An 18,030-nucleotide genomic window follows, 5' to 3' on the forward strand; every position below is an offset into this window, starting at 1 on the left:
GCGCGGCGGGAATGCCCTGCCTCAACGTAGGCAACAACGCGGGAGCGAAGGTCTGAAGAATAGGACTTGGCCATGGATGCACCTCCTGGCCAAGTGAATCACAATCAGTCGCAAAGCGGAATCCAACAATTCAGATTTTCAATCCGATGCTCTAGGTGCTTGTATTTACGCGTACGTCTAGCACAAAGCCGCTGCACTGTTTTGCGGATCTGCTCTGGTGGGCACTCAGGCGACGTTGCGCTCCGGTTCCGGCTCCTGCTGAACGGCCTGCTGCTTGACGCCGAGATAGAGGACGGAACTGCGGCCGATGCCATAGGTATCGCAGACGTCGGGCGTCAGGAAGTCAGTGACCGGAATCCGCTGGACAGCAAGACCAGCGCGCCGGATCACATCCATGAACCCGGATCTTGAGAACAGACGCACATGATCGTCCTGGCCGAAATGCGCCCAGCGGCCTTCCGGCGTCGTCACTCCGGGATCTTCATGGGTATCCTCGATCGACAAACAGATAGGCGCCATCAGGATGGCGACGCTGTCCTGCTTGAGAACGCGCCGAATTTCGGCGGTGGCACGCACCGGATCCTCGACATGTTCGAGCACGTGGGAGCAAAGCACGAAGTCGAAGCTCTCGTCGGCATAGGGCAGGTTGTGGATATCGGCCTTGTCGTCTGCCTCGGGCAAATACATGTCGCAGCTGCGGTAGAAGACATGCGGGTGGCTCTTCAGCCAGAAGGTCAAGGCCCGGCCCGGCGCAATGTCCAGGAAGCGGACGGGCTGCGCCTGATCGAGGCGCTGGAACACCGGCGTCAGGAACAGAGCGAAGAGCCTATCGCGATCGGTCGAATGACAACTGGGGCAGCTATAGGCCTGATGATTGATCGTCTCGAATTCATCGACGCCATAGGGAAAGCCGTGCTCCATTGCTTTGTCGATATAGTAGCGCGGAAGCGGTACGAAATGCGGAATTCTGCTGCGGCAGATGGGGCAGGCGTGGAATAGAGCCATTGTATTCCTCGTAGGGACCGTACAAAGCGCAAGCAACGCCACATCGGGTTGCGCAGTTCGGGGCCAAGTTTTCAATCAGACGACTGTTCAGCGATCCGGCAGACTCATAAACAGCCGGGATCAGCTTCACTTTGCGTACGAATGCTGGTCCGAAGCTGACCTCAGACGGTGAGCATGACCTTGCCGACATGGCTGCCCTCTTCCATCAGGCGGTGCGCCTCGACGACCTCTTCGAAGGCGAAGACCTTGTGGATGACGGGAGCGACGGTGCCGGCCTCCAGCAGCGGCCAGACCTCGGAGAGGAGATCGTCGCGGATGGCGCGTTTTTCCTCCGCCGTGCGCGGCCGCATGGTGGAACCGGTGACCGTCAGGCGCTTGACCATGATCGGCGAGAGATTGACCTTTTCGGCGACGGCGCCGCCAAGGAAGGCGATGATCGACAAGCAGCCGTCCTTTGCCAGCGAGGCGATGTTGCGTTCGAAATAGGCAGCGCCGATCATGTCGAGGATGATGTCGACGCCCTGTCCGGTCTCGGCCTTGATCACCTCGGCGAAATCTTCGCTCCGGTAGTTGATCGCGCGCTTGGCGCCGAGCCTTTCGCAGGCGTCGCATTTCTCTTTCGATCCTGCCGTCGCATAGACCTCGGCCCCGAAGGCGCGGGCAAGCTGGATCGCCGTCGTGCCGATGCCGCTGGAGCCGCCGTGGATCAGCACCCTCTCGCCTTCCGTCAGCCCTGCCATCTGGAAGAGATTGGCCCAGACGGTGAAGAAGGTTTCGGGAAGAGCCGCCGCCCTCACGGCGTCATAGCCCTTCGGAAACGGCAGGATCTGGCCTGCCGGCAGCAGGCAATATTCGGCATAGGCGCCGCCATTGGCGAGGCCGCAGACCTTGTCACCAACCGCCTGGCCACTGACCCCAGGCCCGACTGCGACGATTTCACCTGCAAGCTCCAGCCCAAGGATCGGACTTGCGTCCTTGGGCGGCGGGTAGCTGCCCTGCCGCTGAGCAAGATCGGGACGGTTGACGCCGATCGCCTCGGCGCGCACCAAAACCTGCCCCTCTTCGGGCACCGGCAGCGGACGCCTGCCGATCGTCATGACCTCCGGCCCGCCGACCGAGTTGAGATCGACGAAACGCATTTCCTGAGGCAATGGCATGGCGCGATCCTCCCTGATCCGAAACAGGGAGATAAATCAGCCCCCGGGGCTTGGGAAGGCAGGAAGTGGTAAAGGCGTCAATTCGCCTCGCCCAGGAGATGGAAGACGAGGCCCTCCTCGCTCTCCTTGGCGGCCGATTTGATGACGGCGATCTCGCCGCCGACGCGGTTGATATCGTCGATGACGAGACCTTCCGGCAGCTCGATGACGCCGATCGAGCTGCGCATCAGCGGGAACAGGGCTTCCACGCCGGCGCGATCGTGACCGAGGATACGGCCGGCGGCGCGGTGCTCATCGGAATAGAGATCGAGCACGTCGTCGTGGAAATCGCTGATCAGCCGGTCGAGGATTTCCGTTAGTTCCTCCTTGGTCCAGCCGACGACGCCGATGAAGAAGTCGTCGCCGCCGACATGGCCGAGGAAGTGACGCTCGGCGAAGAAATAGCGGCGCATCAGCGCGGCAAACAGCGAGATCGCGTGGTCGCCGAGATGGAAGCCGTAGGCATCGTTGAACGGCTTGAAATTGTCGAAGTCGCAATAGCAGAAGTGGCGGACCTCATCGCCGTCGAGGCCGGAATGGCGCATGAAATCGCGGATGGCGCGGTTGCCGGGCAGGCCGGTCAACGGGTTTTGGTCCTGGGCGGTCTTCAGCTGCTTCTCATTGATGACCTTGATCAGCGAGGCGGCGGAGACGACGCCGGCATAGCGCATGTTGTCGGTCAGGATCAGGCAATTGCTGCCTTCCATGTTGGCAAAGATCGCCATCAGTTGCTCGGCATCGCTGTCGAGGCCGACGATCGGCGCCATCTCGACGAAATGCGAGATGGAGCGCTCGTACATCTTGTTCTTCAGGAGATCGCGGCCGAAGGGCTGATAGATGTATTCCTTGAGATGATGCTCGTGGATGATGCCGCGCGGCTCGCTGTTGGCGTTGAGGACGGGAAAGAAGGCCTGACGCGGGTTACGGCGGAAGAGTTCGAAAACGCTGTCGATGCTGTCGTTCTCGTAGACCGTCGGCAGGAGCTCGATCTGCTTGCGGATGAGGATTTCGTCGAGCGACTGGTTGTTGCGCTTGCTCTTGTCGAGCTCCTGCAGGTGCGGAAAGGACGGCGCCAGTTCCAAAACATGCGTCGTCGGGCGGGAGATGAACCAGCCCTGGACGAGGTCGACGCCATATTCGCGGCAGGCAATGAATTCGGCTTCGGTTTCGATGCCTTCGGCGATGACGCGCGTGCCGAGCACATGGGCGATGTTGACGATGCTCTTCAGCAGATGGCGCTTGCGCGGGCTGCGATCGATATCCGCAACGAAATGGCGATCGATCTTGAGATAATCGACGGGATGATCGCAGAGCAGTTTCATTTCGCCGTGACCGACGCCGAAATCGTCGATGGCGAGCTTGAAACCGGCCTTGCGCAGCTTCGAAACGAGCTCCGAAAACTCCGGCACGCTGGTATTGTCGAAGCGCTCGGAAAATTCGAAGCAGATGGAGGATGGCGGAATGTTCGCCTTCCTCAGATGCTGCAGCAGGTTTTCGACCAGGCGCTCACCCTGCGGGATGAGCCGGACGTCGAGATTGAGAAAGAGCGTCGAGGTGGAGAAGTTCGACAGCGTCGCGAATTTGGCGAGCGCCCGGCTGGCAACCATCTGTTCGAGCTGCAGCAATTGGCCGGCCTGGTGGGCTTCGTCGAGAATTTCGGCCGGCGTGTCGAAGCCGATGCGCTCCTGGCCGCGCATGAGGGATTCGTAACCGAAAACCGTGCCCGTGCCGGCCTCGACGATCGGCTGGAAGGCGTTCTCGACGACGAGCTTGGCAAGCGTTACGATCTGATCGCTGGCATAGCGGCGCAGCACACCCGGCTCCACGGCGGCAGCCAAAGACATTCCAGTCTTCATTGTGGGTCGACCTCCACTGTGACTTGTTCTTTTTCGTCAGGAACATGCCGCAGAAGGATCAATGAACTCTTTCGCCAATATGAAAGTTTTGTGAAACGCGCGCGAGCCTCCCACGCGTTTCACGTTCATTAAATTTTCCAATGCAATCAAAAGCTTGCTCAGGCTGAGCGGCGGCGTTCCGCTTCGTGGTCGGCAAACATGTCGGCGACGCATCTGCCGCCGGACTGGACGCCCTCGTCATCGAGAACATCGCCGCGAAATTCTCCCATCTTGCGGGCGGCGTCCCAGAGGCGAAGCGCCTCGCGGACGACCTCGCTGCTCGAGGCATAACCGCCATTGTCGACGGCGGCACGGATGCCCGCCGCTTGCTGCGGAGAGATGGAAACGGTGACCATCGGCATGGACTTCCTCCCTACTTTCGATCAGGCAGAATCCTGCCTCATGGGGGACGCATGACCATTTTCGGCATCTTCGACGATATTTCGCCGATGCCCTGGCGCATTCGCACGCGGAGGCGATCCCGCAGGTCGAAAGGCCGTAACCCTTAAAGTTTAATCCCCTGTCGTGGCCTTGTCAAAAAAGAAACCGTTCAAAGGCGACATCGGGACACTGCTCTCCACTGTTTCATCTGCGGATACCGAAGCCGAAGGCGATCATCGTCCATCCCTGGAGGATGAGATCGGCGGCCAGGAAAAGGCCGAGGATCCAGAGGCTGTTTACCGGCCAGCCAAGCGCGATGACAAAGCCGGCCAGCGCCGTAATGACGCCGCTTGCGACGATCCAGCCCCAGCCCTTGGCGGGCTTCATGCGCCTGCCGACCCAAGTGCGGAAAACGCCGGCGATGAGAAGGGCGATCGCGAGAAACAGCGTCAGCGCCGCCGACGTCAGGATGGGATTGATGAAGGCGCAGATGCCGGCGAGCACGTAAAGCAGGCCGCTCAGCGCCCAGAACAGCACGTGATCCCAGCCGCGCACCTGAAATGCATGAACGAGATAGATCACGCCGCCGAACAGCATGAGCATGCCGACATAATAGACCGAGACGACGGTGGCGAGCATCAGATTGCCGAGCGCGATCAAGCCGCAGACGAGCAACAGCACACCGAGGCCGACGAACCAGATCCATTTCGACTGCAGAGAGGATGTGGGCATTCCGTTGAAGACATCGGTCATAACGCACCTCCCGGTAGGTTTTGAATATGTTGCAGCAATTGGCCGGGGAAAGATCCGAAGAGGGATGAGCCCGAGAAAGATTTTTATTGATTGATCAGTCAATCAAAAATATTCTAGCCGGAAGTTCAAGGGAGTTGTCCGTTTGCCGAAGGTCGGAATGGAGCCGGTGCGCCGCAAGGCGCTGGTCGATGCAGCGCTGCGGGTGATCGGCGATCACGGCTCGCTTGCCGTCACCATGTCCGACATCGCGCGCCAGGCCGGTGTGTCTCCTGCCCTTGCGCATCATTATTTCGGCAGCAAGGAACAATTGCTGATCGAGACGATCCGGTCCCTGCTCAGACAGTTGCGCGACGATACCGTAGCTGCACTCAAGGCAGCGACGACGCCGCGCGAACGGCTTTCGGCCGTCATCCGCGTCAATTTCCACGCCGACCAGTTCGCACCGGAGACGATCGCCGCCTGGCTTGCCTTCTATGCCGAAGCGCAACGCTCGGAAGAGACGCGCCGCTTCCTGGTGATCTATGCCAGGCGGCTGCGTTCCAACCTGCTTGCCGAACTCAAGGCGCTCCTGCCCGCCAACGCCGCAGAACGCATCGCCGAAGGCGCTGCGGCGATGATCGATGGGCTCTATATCAGGCAAAGTCTGAAATCGGCGCCGATCGGCATCGAAGCCTCGATCGCGCTGACGGAGGATTATGTGAACGCGCTTCTGGCTAGCAGCTCCCCTTCTCCCCAGCGGAGAGAAGATGTCCGAAGGACAGATGAGGGGGTGAGCGACGCAGGAGCGAGCGGCCGTAAGGCCGAGATTGCCGCCCCCTCATCCGGCCCTGCGGGCCACCTTCTCCCCCAGGGGAGAAGGGACGACCACATCGAACCTTCCAAGGACAAATGACATGAAAGCCCAGCCGAAAGCCTCGCACTTCATCGACGGCGAATATGTCGAGGATACCGACGGCACCGTCATCGAGAGCATCTATCCCGCCACCGGCGAGGTGATCGCCCGGCTCCATGCCGCAACGCCTGCGATCGTCGAAAAGGCGATCGCCGCGGCCAAGCGCGCGCAGCCGGAATGGGCGGCGATGAGCCCCATGGCGCGCGGGCGCATCCTCAAACGGGCGGCCGACATCATGCGCGAGAGAAACCGTGCGCTCTCCGAACTCGAAACGCTCGATACCGGCAAGCCGATCCAGGAAACGATCGTCGCCGATCCGACTTCCGGCGCCGACGCCCTCGAATTCTTCGGCGGTGTCGCACCCGCCGGCCTCAACGGCGCCCATATCCCGCTCGGCCAGGATTTTGCCTATACCAAGCGCGTGGCGCTCGGCGTCTGCGTCGGCATCGGCGCCTGGAACTATCCGCAGCAGATCACCTGCTGGAAAGCGGCCCCTGCCCTCGTCTGCGGCAATGCCATGGTGTTCAAGCCTTCGGAAAACACGCCGCTCGGCGCATTGAAGATCGCCGAAATCCTGCATGAGGCCGGCCTGCCGAAGGGGCTCTTCAACGTGATCCAGGGCGACCGCGACACCGGGCCGCTGCTCGTCAACCATCCCGATGTCGCCAAGGTGTCACTGACCGGCTCTGTGCCGACGGGGCGCAGGGTCGCCGCCGCTGCGGCCGGGAACCTGAAGCACGTGACGATGGAACTCGGCGGCAAGTCGCCGATCATCGTCTTTGACGATGCCGATCTCGATTCGGCCGTCGGCGGGGCAATGCTCGGCAATTTCTATTCGACCGGCCAGGTCTGCTCGAACGGCACGCGCGTCTTCGTGCAGAGGACCATCAAGGACGAATTCCTGAAGCGGCTGAAGGCGCGCACCGAGGCGATGCTGATCGGCGACCCGCTTGACGAGGCGACGCAGATCGGCCCGATGGTCTCCTGGGCGCAGCGCGAGAAGGTGATCTCCTACATCGAGAAGGGCAAGGCCGAGGGCGCGACGCTGATTGCCGGCGGCGGCATTCCGAACAATGTCTCCGGTGAAGGTTATTACGTGCAGCCGACCGTCTTTGCCGATGTGACCGACGACATGAGCATCGCCCGCGAGGAAATCTTCGGTCCCGTCATGTCGGTGCTCGATTTCGAAGCCGAGGACGAGGTGATCGCGCGCGCCAACGCCAGCGAATTCGGCCTCTCCGGCGGCGTCTTTACCGCCGACCTCACCCGCGCCCACCGCGTCGTCGACCGGCTGGAGGCCGGCACGCTGTGGATCAACAGCTACAACCTCGCCCCGGTGGAGATCCCCTTCGGCGGCTCGAAACAATCCGGCTTCGGCCGCGAGAATTCGCTGGCTGCGCTGGAGCATTATTCCGAGCTGAAGACGGTTTATGTCGGCATGGGACCGGTACAGGCGCCTTATTAAGTCAGCGCAAGCAGCCCCCTCATCCGCCCTCCGGGCACCTTCTCCCCCAGGGGAGAAGGGGAGACGAGAGGCCGCGGCACCTCCCTTCTCCCCTCGGGGAGAAGGTGGCGGCAGCCGGATGAGGGGGCGAAGCGGCGCGACGGCTGAAGCAAAAAACGAGAGAAAACCATGCAAGCAGATTTCGTCATCATCGGCTCGGGTTCGGCCGGCTCCGCCCTCGCCTACCGGCTCTCCGAAGACGGCAAGAATACCGTCATCGTCATCGAGGCGGGCGGCAGCGATTTCGGGCCGTTCATTCAGATGCCGGCGGCCCTTGCCTGGCCGATGAGCATGAAGCGCTATAATTGGGGTTATCTCTCCGAGCCGGAGCCCAACCTGAACAACCGGCGCATCACCGCGCCGCGCGGCAAGGTGATCGGCGGCTCTTCCTCGATCAACGGCATGGTTTACGTGCGCGGCCACGCCGAGGATTTCAACCGCTGGGAGGAGCTCGGTGCCAGCGGCTGGGCCTATGCTGACGTTCTCCCCTATTTCAAGCGGATGGAGCATTCGCATGGCGGCGAGGAAGGCTGGCGCGGCACAAACGGGCCGCTGCATGTCCAGCGCGGCGGCTTCACCAATCCGCTGTTTCGCGCCTTCATCGAGGCCGGCAAACAGGCGGGTTTCGAGACAACGGAGGATTATAACGGCAGCAAGCAGGAAGGCTTCGGGCTGATGGAGCAGACCATCTTTTCCGGCCGCCGCTGGTCTGCCGCCAACGCCTATCTGAAACCGGCGCTGAAGCGGAAGAATGTCGGCATTGTTTACGGCCTGGCGCGGAAGATCGTCATCGAGGACGGCCGGGCGACCGGCGTCGAGATCGAGCGCGGCGGCAAGGTGGAGGTGATCAAGGCGACGCGCGAAGTGATCGTCTCGGCCTCCTCGTTCAATTCGCCGAAGCTTCTGATGCTGTCGGGCATCGGCCCCGGCCAGCATCTCAGCGATATGGGCATCGCGGTGAAAGCAGACCGGCCGGGCGTCGGCGCCAATCTGCAGGACCACATGGAATTCTACTTCCAGCAGGTCAGCACCAAGCCGGTGTCGCTCTATTCCTGGCTGCCCTGGTTCTGGCAGGGGGTGGCGGGCGCACAATGGCTGCTCTCGAAGGGCGGGCTCGGCGCTTCCAACCAGTTCGAGGCCTGCGCCTTCCTGCGTTCCGCGCCCGGGCTGAAGCAGCCCGATATTCAGTATCATTTCCTGCCGGTGGCGATCAGCTATGACGGCAAGGCGGCGGCCAAAAGCCATGGCTTCCAGGTCCATGTCGGCTACAATTTGTCGAAATCGCGCGGCAGCGTGACGCTGCGTTCGCCCGACCCGAAGGCCGAGCCGGTGCTGCGCTTCAACTATATGAGCCATCCGGAAGACTGGGAGAAATTCCGCCACTGCGTGCGGCTGACCCGCGAGATCTTCGGGCAGAGCGCCTTCGAAAATTATCGCGGGCCGGAAATCCAGCCGGGAGAAGGCGTACAAAGCGACGAACAAATCGACGCCTTCCTGCGTGAGCATCTGGAAAGCGCCTATCACCCTTGCGGCACCTGCAAGATGGGCGCCAAGGACGATCCGATGGCGGTGGTCGATCCGCAGACGCGGGTGATCGGCGTCGAGGCTTTGCGCGTCGCCGACAGCTCGATCTTCCCGCACGTCACCTACGGCAACCTAAACGGTCCCTCGATCATGACAGGCGAGAAAGCGGCCGATCATATCCTCGGCAAGCAGCCGCTGGCGCGCTCGAACCAGGAGCCATGGATCAATCCGCGCGCGGCGGTCAGCGATCGGTAAGTGATCGGGGCTTCAGAGAAAACCGATCCAGCGTCCGGCGACCACGGCGGCGATCCAGATCGCCGCCGAAAGCGCCGCGGAAAGACGCAGGCCCGGGCGGACGATTCCAATCGAGATCGCCGTTTTCCAGCCGCGCCCGAGGTGAACCGTCAATAGGTTGAGCAGCCCCAGTCCGATCAGACCAAGCTTGGCGAGGAATGCCGGATTTCCCGCAGATTCCACCGCTCGCACGCTGAAGAGGCAGAAGCCCGTCAAAATGGCCGCGGCGAGACCGATGCCGGCGGCGCGGGACAGGAACGGGGCGATGATTTCAACCGGCACCTTGCGAAAGAAGCCGGCAAGCCTGAGATCGAGCGGCAGAATGGCGCCGACGAGAAGGCCTATCGCCAGAATATGCGCGGCATTGACGAACATGTAGAGCGTCGCGGAGCGGCGGAGCGCCACCGCAAGTGCCGTCGCCTGCAGCCATTCGAGAGCGTCCATATCGGCCGGTCAGTTCGTCCGGATGCGGTCGGGATAGATATCGTAGCGCTTTTCGCCGATGGTGATGCGCACGGCCTTCATCCGCTTCTCCTTCGGATCCTGCGAACGGTTTCCGAGCGCCACGACCTGGTCGCCAGACTTTGCGACGCCCTCTACAAAACCGGAGCGTTCGGTCTGGCGCGGATTGCCGAGTTCGACACGCCATACACCGTCATCTGCGGTCGCGACATCGAGTGTGGGATGCGGCCCGCCCATGGTTATCGTCTGGATGGTGCCGCGAAGTTCGATCTGATCCGCCTCGGCCCACGACCAGCCGTGGTGAGCGACCGCACCCGTCGCAAGCGCAGCGGTCATCCCGGCTGCCGCGAACAAACGTTTCATTGAATGAATGGACATTGATGTTCTCCCTTCCCGAATGGACAGGCAGGTGGAGCATCACGGGGCCAAGAAAAGGCGTTTCACCAAATCTTGAAGGAAAAAGGTGACAGGCTGCCGCTCAGGCGAGCAGCCGCGTGACCTCGGCGGTGCGGGCCGGCCGGGCGGCGTCGGCGATGGTCGTCGAAAACAGCACCTTGCGGGTGGCATCGGCCACCTTGGCGAAGACGTGACGGATCTGGCAGCTCTGTTCGCCGTCGCAATCGTCGCACTTTCGATAAGCGGTAATTGACAGGCAGGGAAGCGGAGCGATCGGGCCGTCGATGATGCGCAGGATTTCCCCGAAGGTGATGGCATCGGCAGGCTTCAGAAGAAGATAGCCACCCTGCTTGCCGCGACGGCTGACGACGATGCCGTGATGTTTCAGGTCGAGGAGGATCTGTTCGAGAAACTTCTTCGGGATCTTTTGCTGCGCCGCGATATCGGAAATCATCACCGGTTCGTCGGCATCGGCATCAGCCAAGACCGTGAGCGCACGCAGCGCATATTTCGCCTTTTGCGTAATCATCTTCGACCGTCAACACACACAGGCGGCGCGAATCTTCGCACCACTTCAGGAATACTTCCATCTCTATTGCACAGCCAGCATGAACGGAATTTGAACGCGCCGGAGAAAGCCTTGAGAGACAAGCGTTTTTGGCCTTGTTTTTCGCTCTTGGCCAAGCTCAAGTAATTTATGCCAAAACCGGGCGGTCTGCACCTTTTTCAGCATCAATTCGGATTTCCGATTGACAGGCCGCGTGTAACTCTACTATTTTTGTAGACATTAAGGCAGCTGGCGCGGATTTGGTCCGCGGGCGGCTGCTTTTCTGCATTGCGGCAGCTTCGGAGAGATATTTGCTCTTCCGGCCGCAGCTTTCGAAATCCCTTTTTCTGTCCGATCCATGCTTGAGCTGCGATACTCCGGTCAACTAAGGACAGGATTCTCATGACTGTTACAAATCCAACTGCAGAAGCCGAGGCGCTGAACGACAAGCTAGCAGGCCTCGACCTCGCCGGACGTCTGTCGCTGGTTGCCGGCCTCGGCGGCCGCGTGGTGTTCACCACCTCTCTCGGCATCGAAGACCAGGTCATCACCGCCGAAATCGGCACGCACCGCCTGCCGATCGATGTCGCCACGCTGCAGACCGGCCGGCTGTTTCCCGAGACGCTTTCGCTGATTGATGAGACGGAAAGCCAGTACGATATCCATATCATTCGCTACGAGCCGGAGCAGGCCGATATCGATGCCTATGCGGCGAAATACGGCATGAACGGTTTCTACGAAAGCGTCGAAGCCAGGCATGCCTGTTGTGGCGTGCGCAAGCTGAAGCCGCTTGCGCGGGCGCTGACGGGTGCCACGATCTGGATCACCGGGCTGCGCCGCGGCCAGTCGGCCAATCGCGCCGAGACGCCTTTCGCCGAATATGACGCCGAGCGCCACCTTCTGAAGGTCAACCCGCTCGCCGACTGGGACATCGACAGGATCAATGCCTTCGTTGCCGACAACAGCGTCCCGATCAACCCAATGCACGCCCGCGGCTACCCCTCGATCGGCTGCGAGCCTTGCACGCGCGCCATCAAGCCGGGCGAGCCTGAACGCGCCGGCCGCTGGTGGTGGGAGCAGGACGAAAAGCGCGAATGCGGCCTGCATGTCGCCGAAGAGGCCGCGGCAGTCGCCGCACAGCAATGACACGTCTGGAGTTTGAAATGCCCGATACCCGTCAGGATACGGAACTGACCAATCCGCAGAGCGCCAAGCCGCCGCTCGACCCTCATCTGAAGGCGCTGGAAAACGAAGCGATCCACATCTTCCGCGAAGTTGCCGCCGAATTCGAGCGTCCCGTGATGCTCTATTCGATCGGCAAGGATTCCTCCGTGCTACTGCACCTTGCGCGCAAGGCCTTCTATCCGGGCCGCGTGCCCTTCCCGCTGCTGCACGTCAACACCGGCTGGAAGTTCGCGGAAATGATCGCCTTCCGCGACGAGATCGTGAAGAAATACGATCTCGATCTGATCGAGCACATCAATCCGCGCGGCGCGGCCGAAAACATCACGCCGTTCACCTATGGCTCGGCCCGCTACACCGACATCATGAAGACGGAAGCGCTGCGCAATGCGCTCGATGCCGGCCAGTACGACGCGGCCTTCGGCGGCGCGCGGCGCGACGAGGAAGCCTCCCGCGCCAAGGAACGCATCTATTCCTTCCGCACGCCCGACCATCGCTGGGATCCGCGCAACCAGCGCCCCGAGCTGTGGAACGTCTATAACGGCCAGATCCGTAAGGGTGAAAGCGTGCGCGTCTTCCCGCTGTCGAACTGGACCGAAGTCGATATCTGGCGCTACATCCAGGCCGAAGAGATCCCGATCGTGCCGCTCTATTTCGCGGCCAAGCGCCCCTATGTCGAGCGCGACGGCATGATGATCGCGGCCTCCGACCCACGCCTCGAGCTCTTGCCCGGCGAAACCAAGCAGGAAGATTCCATCCGCTTCCGCACGCTCGGCTGCTTCCCGCTGACGGGCGCCATCCGCTCGACCGCCACCACCCTTGAAGACATCATCGCGGAGCTGGAAATCGCTACGGTTTCCGAGCGCCAGGGCCGCGCCATCGACCGCGACCAGTCCGGTTCCATGGAAAAGAAGAAGCGTGAAGGATATTTCTGAGATGACCGCAGCCGTTCCCGCAAACGTCGTCGCCGTGCCCGCCGCCGAGCCCCTGAAGGCCCAGCGCGACTCGCGCCCGTTGCGCCTCATCACCTGCGGCAGCGTCGATGACGGCAAGTCCACGCTGATCGGCCGCCTGCTCTGGGACACCAAGGCAGTCAAGGAAGACCAGGCGGCGACGCTTCGCCGCGACTCCACCGGCAAGCAGAACGATCTCGGCCTTCCCGACTTCGCGCTGCTGCTCGACGGCCTGCAGGCCGAGCGCGAACAGGGCATCACCATCGATGTCGCCTATCGCTACTTCTCGACCGACAAGCGCTCCTTCATCGTCGCCGACACGCCCGGCCACGAGCAGTATACCCGCAACATGGCAACCGGCGCTTCCACCGCTGATCTCGCCGTGCTCTTGGTCGATGCCCGCGCCGGCATCCTCGAGCAGACGCGCCGTCATGCGACGATCGCCTCGCTGCTCGGCATCAAGCAGTTCGTGCTCGCGGTCAACAAGATCGACCTGACGAATTACGACCGCGCCGGTTTCGACAAGATCACCCACGAGTTCAAGGAATTCGCGCTGTCGCTCGGCGTCAAGCAGATCACCGCGATCCCGATGTCAGCGCTGAAGGGTGAAAACGTCGTCTATTCCGGCCAGGCCGCCATGCCGTGGTATAACGGCCCGACGCTGGTCGAGACGCTCGAGCATGCGACCGTCCGCTCCGGCCAGACGACCGGCTTCCGCCTCTCCGTCCAGCGCGTCTCGCGTCCCGGCGAAAGCTTCCGCGGCTATCAGGGCACGGTTGCCGGCGGCTCGGTAAAGCCCGGCGACAGCGTCATGATCCTGCCGTCGGGCATGGTCGCAAACGTCACCAAGATCGTCACCTTCGACCTGGTGCGCAATGCCGCCGTTGCCGGCGATGCGATCACGCTCGTGCTCGACCGTCAGGTGGATGTGGCGCGCGGCGACATGATCGTTTCGATCGACAGCCAGCCGCAGACCGGCCTCGCCTTCGACGCGCAGGTCGTCGCCCTGCAGCCGGAAGGCATCGAAGCCGGCAAGCGTTACTGGCTGAAGAGCGGTTCGCGCCGCCAGCGCGTTCAGGTGGAGCCCGTCAGCCAGCTCGAGCTCAAGACCGGCTCGTGGAATTCCGCCCAGCGGCTTTACATGAACGCCATCGGCAAGGTGCGCCTCGTTTTCGACGAAGCCGCGATCTTCGATCCCTACGAACAGAACCGCGCCACCGGCTCCTTCATCATGATCGATCCTGAGACAAACAACACCATCGCCGGCGGCATGGTGACCGGCAAGCGCACGGAACTCGGCGGGCTGCACAACGGCGAAGGCCGCGTCATCCTTTCGCTGCCGGCCGATCTTGCCGAACAGATCATGGCCAGCGAACTCTTCGCCAGCCGCAGCCATGAGGCCGAGGTGCGCCGCATGACGGCAGCCGAGGCCGCCGAACTCTGGTCGAGCGCTGCAAGCGATATCTGATAAGAGATAAGGGGCCAGCAAGGCTGGCATCTTATGCGAGGCCGAACCCGCCGGCTGCAGGGCTGGCGGGCTCCTTCGAGCGACGGGAGGCGGATCGGAACCTGAGACCTTGCCATGCTGCTTGACGCGAATTGGCGGGTCACTCAGCTCAATTTTATGTGCCGACCTCTACGCCGCTAAAAATATCAGAGTTTGCAGAAAACGGGCTTTTTCAATTCACGATTCGCTGTTGCCGGTTGCCCGCGGGCCAATAAGAGCCCATTTTAGATTAGATCCTGGCGGTGCGGTTAGACGAGAGGTCAGGCCTGCAACGCTCAATCTCGACCTCGAAGCACTGACGTGGCGCCTTTTCTCGACTGATCCCGAGCGAGGAGGTTGTCCATGTCCACGCGCTATGTCGACCATCCACTACAACCGGGGGACCGGGTGCCGAACGTTGAGTTCGATGCGATCTCGTGCGAGGGGAAGATCGCACTTGATGATTTTCGTGGCCGCAGCCCCTTGTTGATCGGTTTGTTTCGAGGCCTGCATTGTCCGTTCTGCCGGCGCCATGTCGCGGCCATGGCATATCTCAACCCGATGCTGCGTGAGAAAGGCGTGCAATCCCTGGCTGTGGTAAACACGCCGGTCGAACGCGCGCGGCTCTATTTCCGTTACCATCCGATACCCGATCTTCTTGCGGCTTCCGACCCGGTGAAGGCTTCGCACCAAGCTTTCGGCTTACGCGAGGTCGGGATCGACACGGTCATGGCGATCCGGATCAATCTTCCGGGCGAGTTGCCCGAACCTATGAGCGTGATGGCAATGGACGATTTTCTGAACGAGAAGGAAGGATATCAAATTACGGAGGCCGATCAGCAGATGATGACTGCCGACCACGGGCAGCTTGTCGGTCAGTTCCTGATAGACCGGGAGGGCATCGTGCGCTGGAGCTTCACTGAAGTTCTGGAGGCCGGGCTCCAGACATACAAGGCACCGAATTCCCAGGAATTGATGTCGGTCGCTTCCGAAATCGCACTTTAAGCTGTCATTGTCATGGACGCAGTCCGCCGGGGCTTTTGCGGTAGAACACGCGACATCACCCGGCTATAAAGTTCATGCAGCGTGGCGGTAATCGATGCCCAATTCTCCCGAATCCTCAGGTGAAAGCGTTAGCAGTTCGAGTTCGGGTCGCAATCAGAGCCTGGAGTCGGCAGCGCCGGCGGCCGCCTCGGATTCGCCGGGAACCACCCAAGGGGACGGGCCGCAGCCAACGAATGGCTCCTTCGGCCAGACCAGGCAGGCGGCCAGAACTCTATTGCGTGCGATACGCCAGGATGTGCAGGCAAGCTCTGCCTTGGCAAAGATCAAGACGGCCGCGTTGTTTTGGGGGACGAAGCTCAGAAGGTCGATACGGCCGGGAATGGCGTCGGCTCCCCTGACATGGGTGACGACTGCTGTGACCGGGGCGGCGCGCCGTATTCGCGATCGACGTTCAAGCCCGAGTGAAAGTCGACAGAGCGCATCGCGCTTCGCCGGATGGCGGAAATTCGCTTTGGGGTTCGTCTTTCTTGTCTGCCTCATCGTCGGGAGCGTACTGGTGTGGGCGCTGAAAGACGTGCCCTGGAGTGAGATCCGGGATGGAACGTTGAAGCCGGTCGTCGTGCTGGAAACCGCCGACGGCGCGCCGCTGGTAAGACAGGGACCTTATCAAGGGCCATATGCTCGTTACGAGCAGTTTCCGCCGCATCTGATCGATGCCGTCCTTTCCATCGAGGATCGCCGGTTCATGGATCATTTCGGCATCGACCCCAGGGGCATCGGCAGGGCGCTTCTGCGCAACCTGGAGGCTGGCTCGGTGGTGGAGGGTGGCAGCACGATCACCCAGCAACTGATCAAGCTGCAATATCTCGACAGCGACCGAACCATAAAACGAAAGATCCAGGAGGTCGTGATCGCATTCTGGCTGGAGTGGAAGCTCGGCAAGGCGGAAATCCTGACGCGCTATCTCAACAGCGTCTATCTTGGCGCGGGCGCCACCGGCATGCCTGCCGCCGCGCGCATCTATTTCAACAAGGATATCGGCGCCCTCAACCTGCCGGAGTCGGCGATGCTGGCGGGATTGCTGCGGGCGCCGAGCCAATGGAATCCCATCGACAATTTCGAAGGCGCGCGGCAGCGCACCATGGTCGTTCTCGACGCGATGGCGGCCAATGGCAAGATCACCGCGCCGGAGGCGGCGGAGGCCAAGACGAGCTTTGCCAGGCTGCACCCGACGACGCCCACGCCGCGCTCCGGAAGCTGGTTTGCCGACTGGATTTCGTCGCAGGCAAGCGAAATCGCCGGCTCCTCGCCGGGTTCGACGACGGTGCGCACCACGCTGGTGCCGCAGCTGCAGCAAAGCGCCGAACGGATCGTGAAAAAAGCCCTGGACGGTGAGGGAAAGACGGTCGGCGCATCGCAGGCCGCGTTGGTTGCGATGACACCCGATGGCGCGGTCGTCGCGATGGTTGGCGGGCGCGACTATAAGGCCAGCCAGTTCAACCGCGCCGTCACTGCGATGCGCCAGCCGGGTTCCACCTTTAAGCTGTTCGTCTATTACGCAGCCTTGAAGGCTGGGCTCACCTTGTCCGACCGGGTTCTGGACGCACCGATCGACATCGACGGCTGGTCGCCGGAAAATTCCGGTGGCAGCTATCGCGGTTGGGTCACACTTGCCGAGGCGTTCGCGCGATCGCTCAATGCCGCGTCCGCGGCGCTTGCCCAAGAGGTCGGCCTGGACAATGTGATTGCCGCAGCGCGTGAACTCGGCATCGATGCGCCCATGGCCAACACGCCGTCCCTGGCGCTCGGCACCTCCGAGGTCAATCTGCTCAACCTCACCAGCGCCTATGCCTCCGTCCAACTCGGCAGGGCACCCGTCAAGCCCTGGGGCATCATCGACTTCCAGGCCGCGGGGCAGCCCAAGACGTTTCGCGTTGGCTCACAGTCAAAGCCGAATGTCGACCTTTCACCCTATCAGTCCGATCTCCTCGGCCTCCTGCAGTTGGTGATCGAGCGCGGCACCGGACGGGGCGCGGATCCCGGCACGTTCGCGGCCGGCAAGACCGGCACGAGTCAGAACAATCGTGATGCCTGGTTCGTCGGCTTCACGGACACGCTCGTCGTCGGCGTCTGGGTTGGCAATGATGATGACGCGCCGATGAAAGGGGTGACGGGCGGCAGCCTGCCGGCGCATATCTGGCGGGACTTCATGCGCGAGTCGACGACCGAATCGACGCTGAGCGGAGTGCGATCGTCAGAAGCAGCCGTCGATGGCGAAGGCGCACCGCAGTCCTGCAACATCACCGCCTGCTCGCGCAGTTACCGCTCCTTCCGCCCATCCGATTGCACCTACCAGCCCTATTCCGGCGGCCGACGGCTTTGCGAAAAGTGATGTAGTCGGCGCAGATCGAGCGCCCGCCACCCTCACGATAGCAATGCCGTCGAACGCCTGTTCGGTCGCTAGCCCTCAATTCGCACGCGTTTGGCGGTCGGATCGCCATCGGCTGCCGACTTGAACCGGAGCGACGGCCGAATGCCACTTATCCATAAAATGG

15 protein-coding genes and 2 pseudogenes are annotated in these 18,030 nt (G+C 61.8%); 8 read left to right on the top strand and 9 right to left on the bottom strand.

Annotation, left to right across the window (positions count from 1 at the left end; genetic code table 11):
- Positions 1-225: 225 nt before the first annotated feature.
- The 5 genes and pseudogenes from ATY76_RS30445 to ATY76_RS30465 form a co-directional block, all read right to left on the bottom strand.
- Positions 226-1,005 (bottom strand): class I SAM-dependent methyltransferase, encoded by a 780-nt coding sequence (locus ATY76_RS30445; RefSeq protein ID WP_088678367.1) that lies wholly within the window; start codon positions 1,003-1,005, stop codon positions 226-228.
- A gap of 161 nt (positions 1,006-1,166) precedes the next feature.
- Positions 1,167-2,162, bottom strand: coding sequence for an NAD(P)H-quinone oxidoreductase (locus ATY76_RS30450; RefSeq protein WP_088678368.1), 996 nt, complete (start codon positions 2,160-2,162; stop codon positions 1,167-1,169).
- A gap of 77 nt (positions 2,163-2,239) precedes the next feature.
- Positions 2,240-4,103: pseudogene (locus tag ATY76_RS30455) on the bottom strand (EAL domain-containing protein).
- 112 nt (positions 4,104-4,215) lie between these two features.
- Entirely contained in the window at positions 4,216-4,458 is a 243-nt protein-coding gene (locus tag ATY76_RS30460; protein ID WP_088678370.1) for a type II toxin-antitoxin system ParD family antitoxin, read from the bottom strand.
- A gap of 223 nt (positions 4,459-4,681) precedes the next feature.
- Complete coding sequence (locus tag ATY76_RS30465) at positions 4,682-5,230, bottom strand: HdeD family acid-resistance protein (protein ID WP_088678371.1); 549 nt, start codon at positions 5,228-5,230, stop codon at positions 4,682-4,684.
- Between the two features lie 157 nt (positions 5,231-5,387).
- Between ATY76_RS30465 and betI the strand changes: the two are divergent.
- The 3 genes and pseudogenes from betI to betA all read left to right on the top strand — a co-directional run.
- Positions 5,388-5,963 (top strand): annotated as a pseudogene (betI, locus tag ATY76_RS30470) (transcriptional regulator BetI); the annotation flags it as partial.
- 160 nt (positions 5,964-6,123) lie between these two features.
- Complete coding sequence (gene betB, locus ATY76_RS30475; protein WP_088678373.1) at positions 6,124-7,587, top strand: betaine-aldehyde dehydrogenase; 1,464 nt, start codon at positions 6,124-6,126, stop codon at positions 7,585-7,587.
- Between the two features lie 168 nt (positions 7,588-7,755).
- Positions 7,756-9,405, top strand: a complete 1,650-nt coding sequence (betA, locus tag ATY76_RS30480; RefSeq protein ID WP_088678374.1) for a choline dehydrogenase — start codon at positions 7,756-7,758, stop codon at positions 9,403-9,405.
- Between the two features lie 12 nt (positions 9,406-9,417).
- Here the strand turns inward: betA and ATY76_RS30485 are convergent, their stop codons facing one another.
- The 3 genes from ATY76_RS30485 to ATY76_RS30495 all read right to left on the bottom strand — a co-directional run bounded on the left by ATY76_RS30485 (position 9,418) and on the right by ATY76_RS30495 (position 10,831).
- Entirely contained in the window at positions 9,418-9,888 is a 471-nt protein-coding gene (locus tag ATY76_RS30485) for a DUF6644 family protein (protein WP_088678375.1), read from the bottom strand.
- Positions 9,889-9,897: 9 nt separating this feature from the next.
- On the bottom strand, positions 9,898-10,284 hold the full coding sequence (locus ATY76_RS30490; RefSeq protein ID WP_088678376.1) for a DUF6152 family protein: 387 nt from the start codon (positions 10,282-10,284) through the stop codon (positions 9,898-9,900).
- 100 nt (positions 10,285-10,384) lie between these two features.
- Positions 10,385-10,831 (bottom strand): Rrf2 family transcriptional regulator, encoded by a 447-nt coding sequence (locus ATY76_RS30495; protein WP_088678377.1) that lies wholly within the window; start codon positions 10,829-10,831, stop codon positions 10,385-10,387.
- A 420-nt stretch (positions 10,832-11,251) separates the two neighbouring features.
- Here ATY76_RS30495 and ATY76_RS30500 point away from each other — a divergent pair, with 420 nt between their 5' ends.
- The 4 genes from ATY76_RS30500 to ATY76_RS30515 all read left to right on the top strand — a co-directional run bounded on the left by ATY76_RS30500 (position 11,252) and on the right by ATY76_RS30515 (position 15,475).
- Positions 11,252-11,995, top strand: a complete 744-nt coding sequence (locus tag ATY76_RS30500) for a phosphoadenylyl-sulfate reductase (RefSeq protein WP_088678378.1) — start codon at positions 11,252-11,254, stop codon at positions 11,993-11,995.
- Positions 11,996-12,012: 17 nt separating this feature from the next.
- Positions 12,013-12,966, top strand: a complete 954-nt coding sequence (cysD, locus tag ATY76_RS30505) for a sulfate adenylyltransferase subunit CysD (protein ID WP_088678379.1) — start codon at positions 12,013-12,015, stop codon at positions 12,964-12,966.
- A gap of 1 nt (position 12,967) precedes the next feature.
- The gene (gene cysN, locus ATY76_RS30510; protein WP_088678380.1) at positions 12,968-14,452 is read left to right on the top strand and encodes a sulfate adenylyltransferase subunit CysN; all 1,485 of its coding nucleotides are present in this window, start codon (positions 12,968-12,970) and stop codon (positions 14,450-14,452) included.
- 381 nt (positions 14,453-14,833) lie between these two features.
- A complete protein-coding gene (locus ATY76_RS30515; protein WP_088678381.1) occupies positions 14,834-15,475 on the top strand; it encodes a peroxiredoxin-like family protein in 642 nt (213 codons plus the stop codon).
- Positions 15,476-15,628: 153 nt separating this feature from the next.
- Here the strand turns inward: ATY76_RS30515 and ATY76_RS34380 are convergent, their stop codons facing one another.
- Positions 15,629-16,015 carry a hypothetical protein gene (locus ATY76_RS34380; protein WP_245310194.1) on the bottom strand — a complete coding sequence of 129 codons (387 nt, stop codon included), beginning with the start codon at positions 16,013-16,015 and terminating at the stop codon, positions 15,629-15,631.
- On the opposite strand from ATY76_RS34380, the gene ATY76_RS30520 reads away from it, so the two are divergent.
- The gene (locus tag ATY76_RS30520) at positions 15,987-17,867 is read left to right on the top strand and encodes a PBP1A family penicillin-binding protein (RefSeq protein ID WP_245310195.1); all 1,881 of its coding nucleotides are present in this window, start codon (positions 15,987-15,989) and stop codon (positions 17,865-17,867) included. The genes ATY76_RS34380 and ATY76_RS30520 overlap by 29 nt on opposite strands.
- Positions 17,868-18,030: the final 163 nt, after the last annotated feature.

Origin of the sequence: Rhizobium sp. R339, assembly GCF_002211395.1 — a bacterium.
Classification (GTDB): domain Bacteria; phylum Pseudomonadota; class Alphaproteobacteria; order Rhizobiales; family Rhizobiaceae; genus Rhizobium.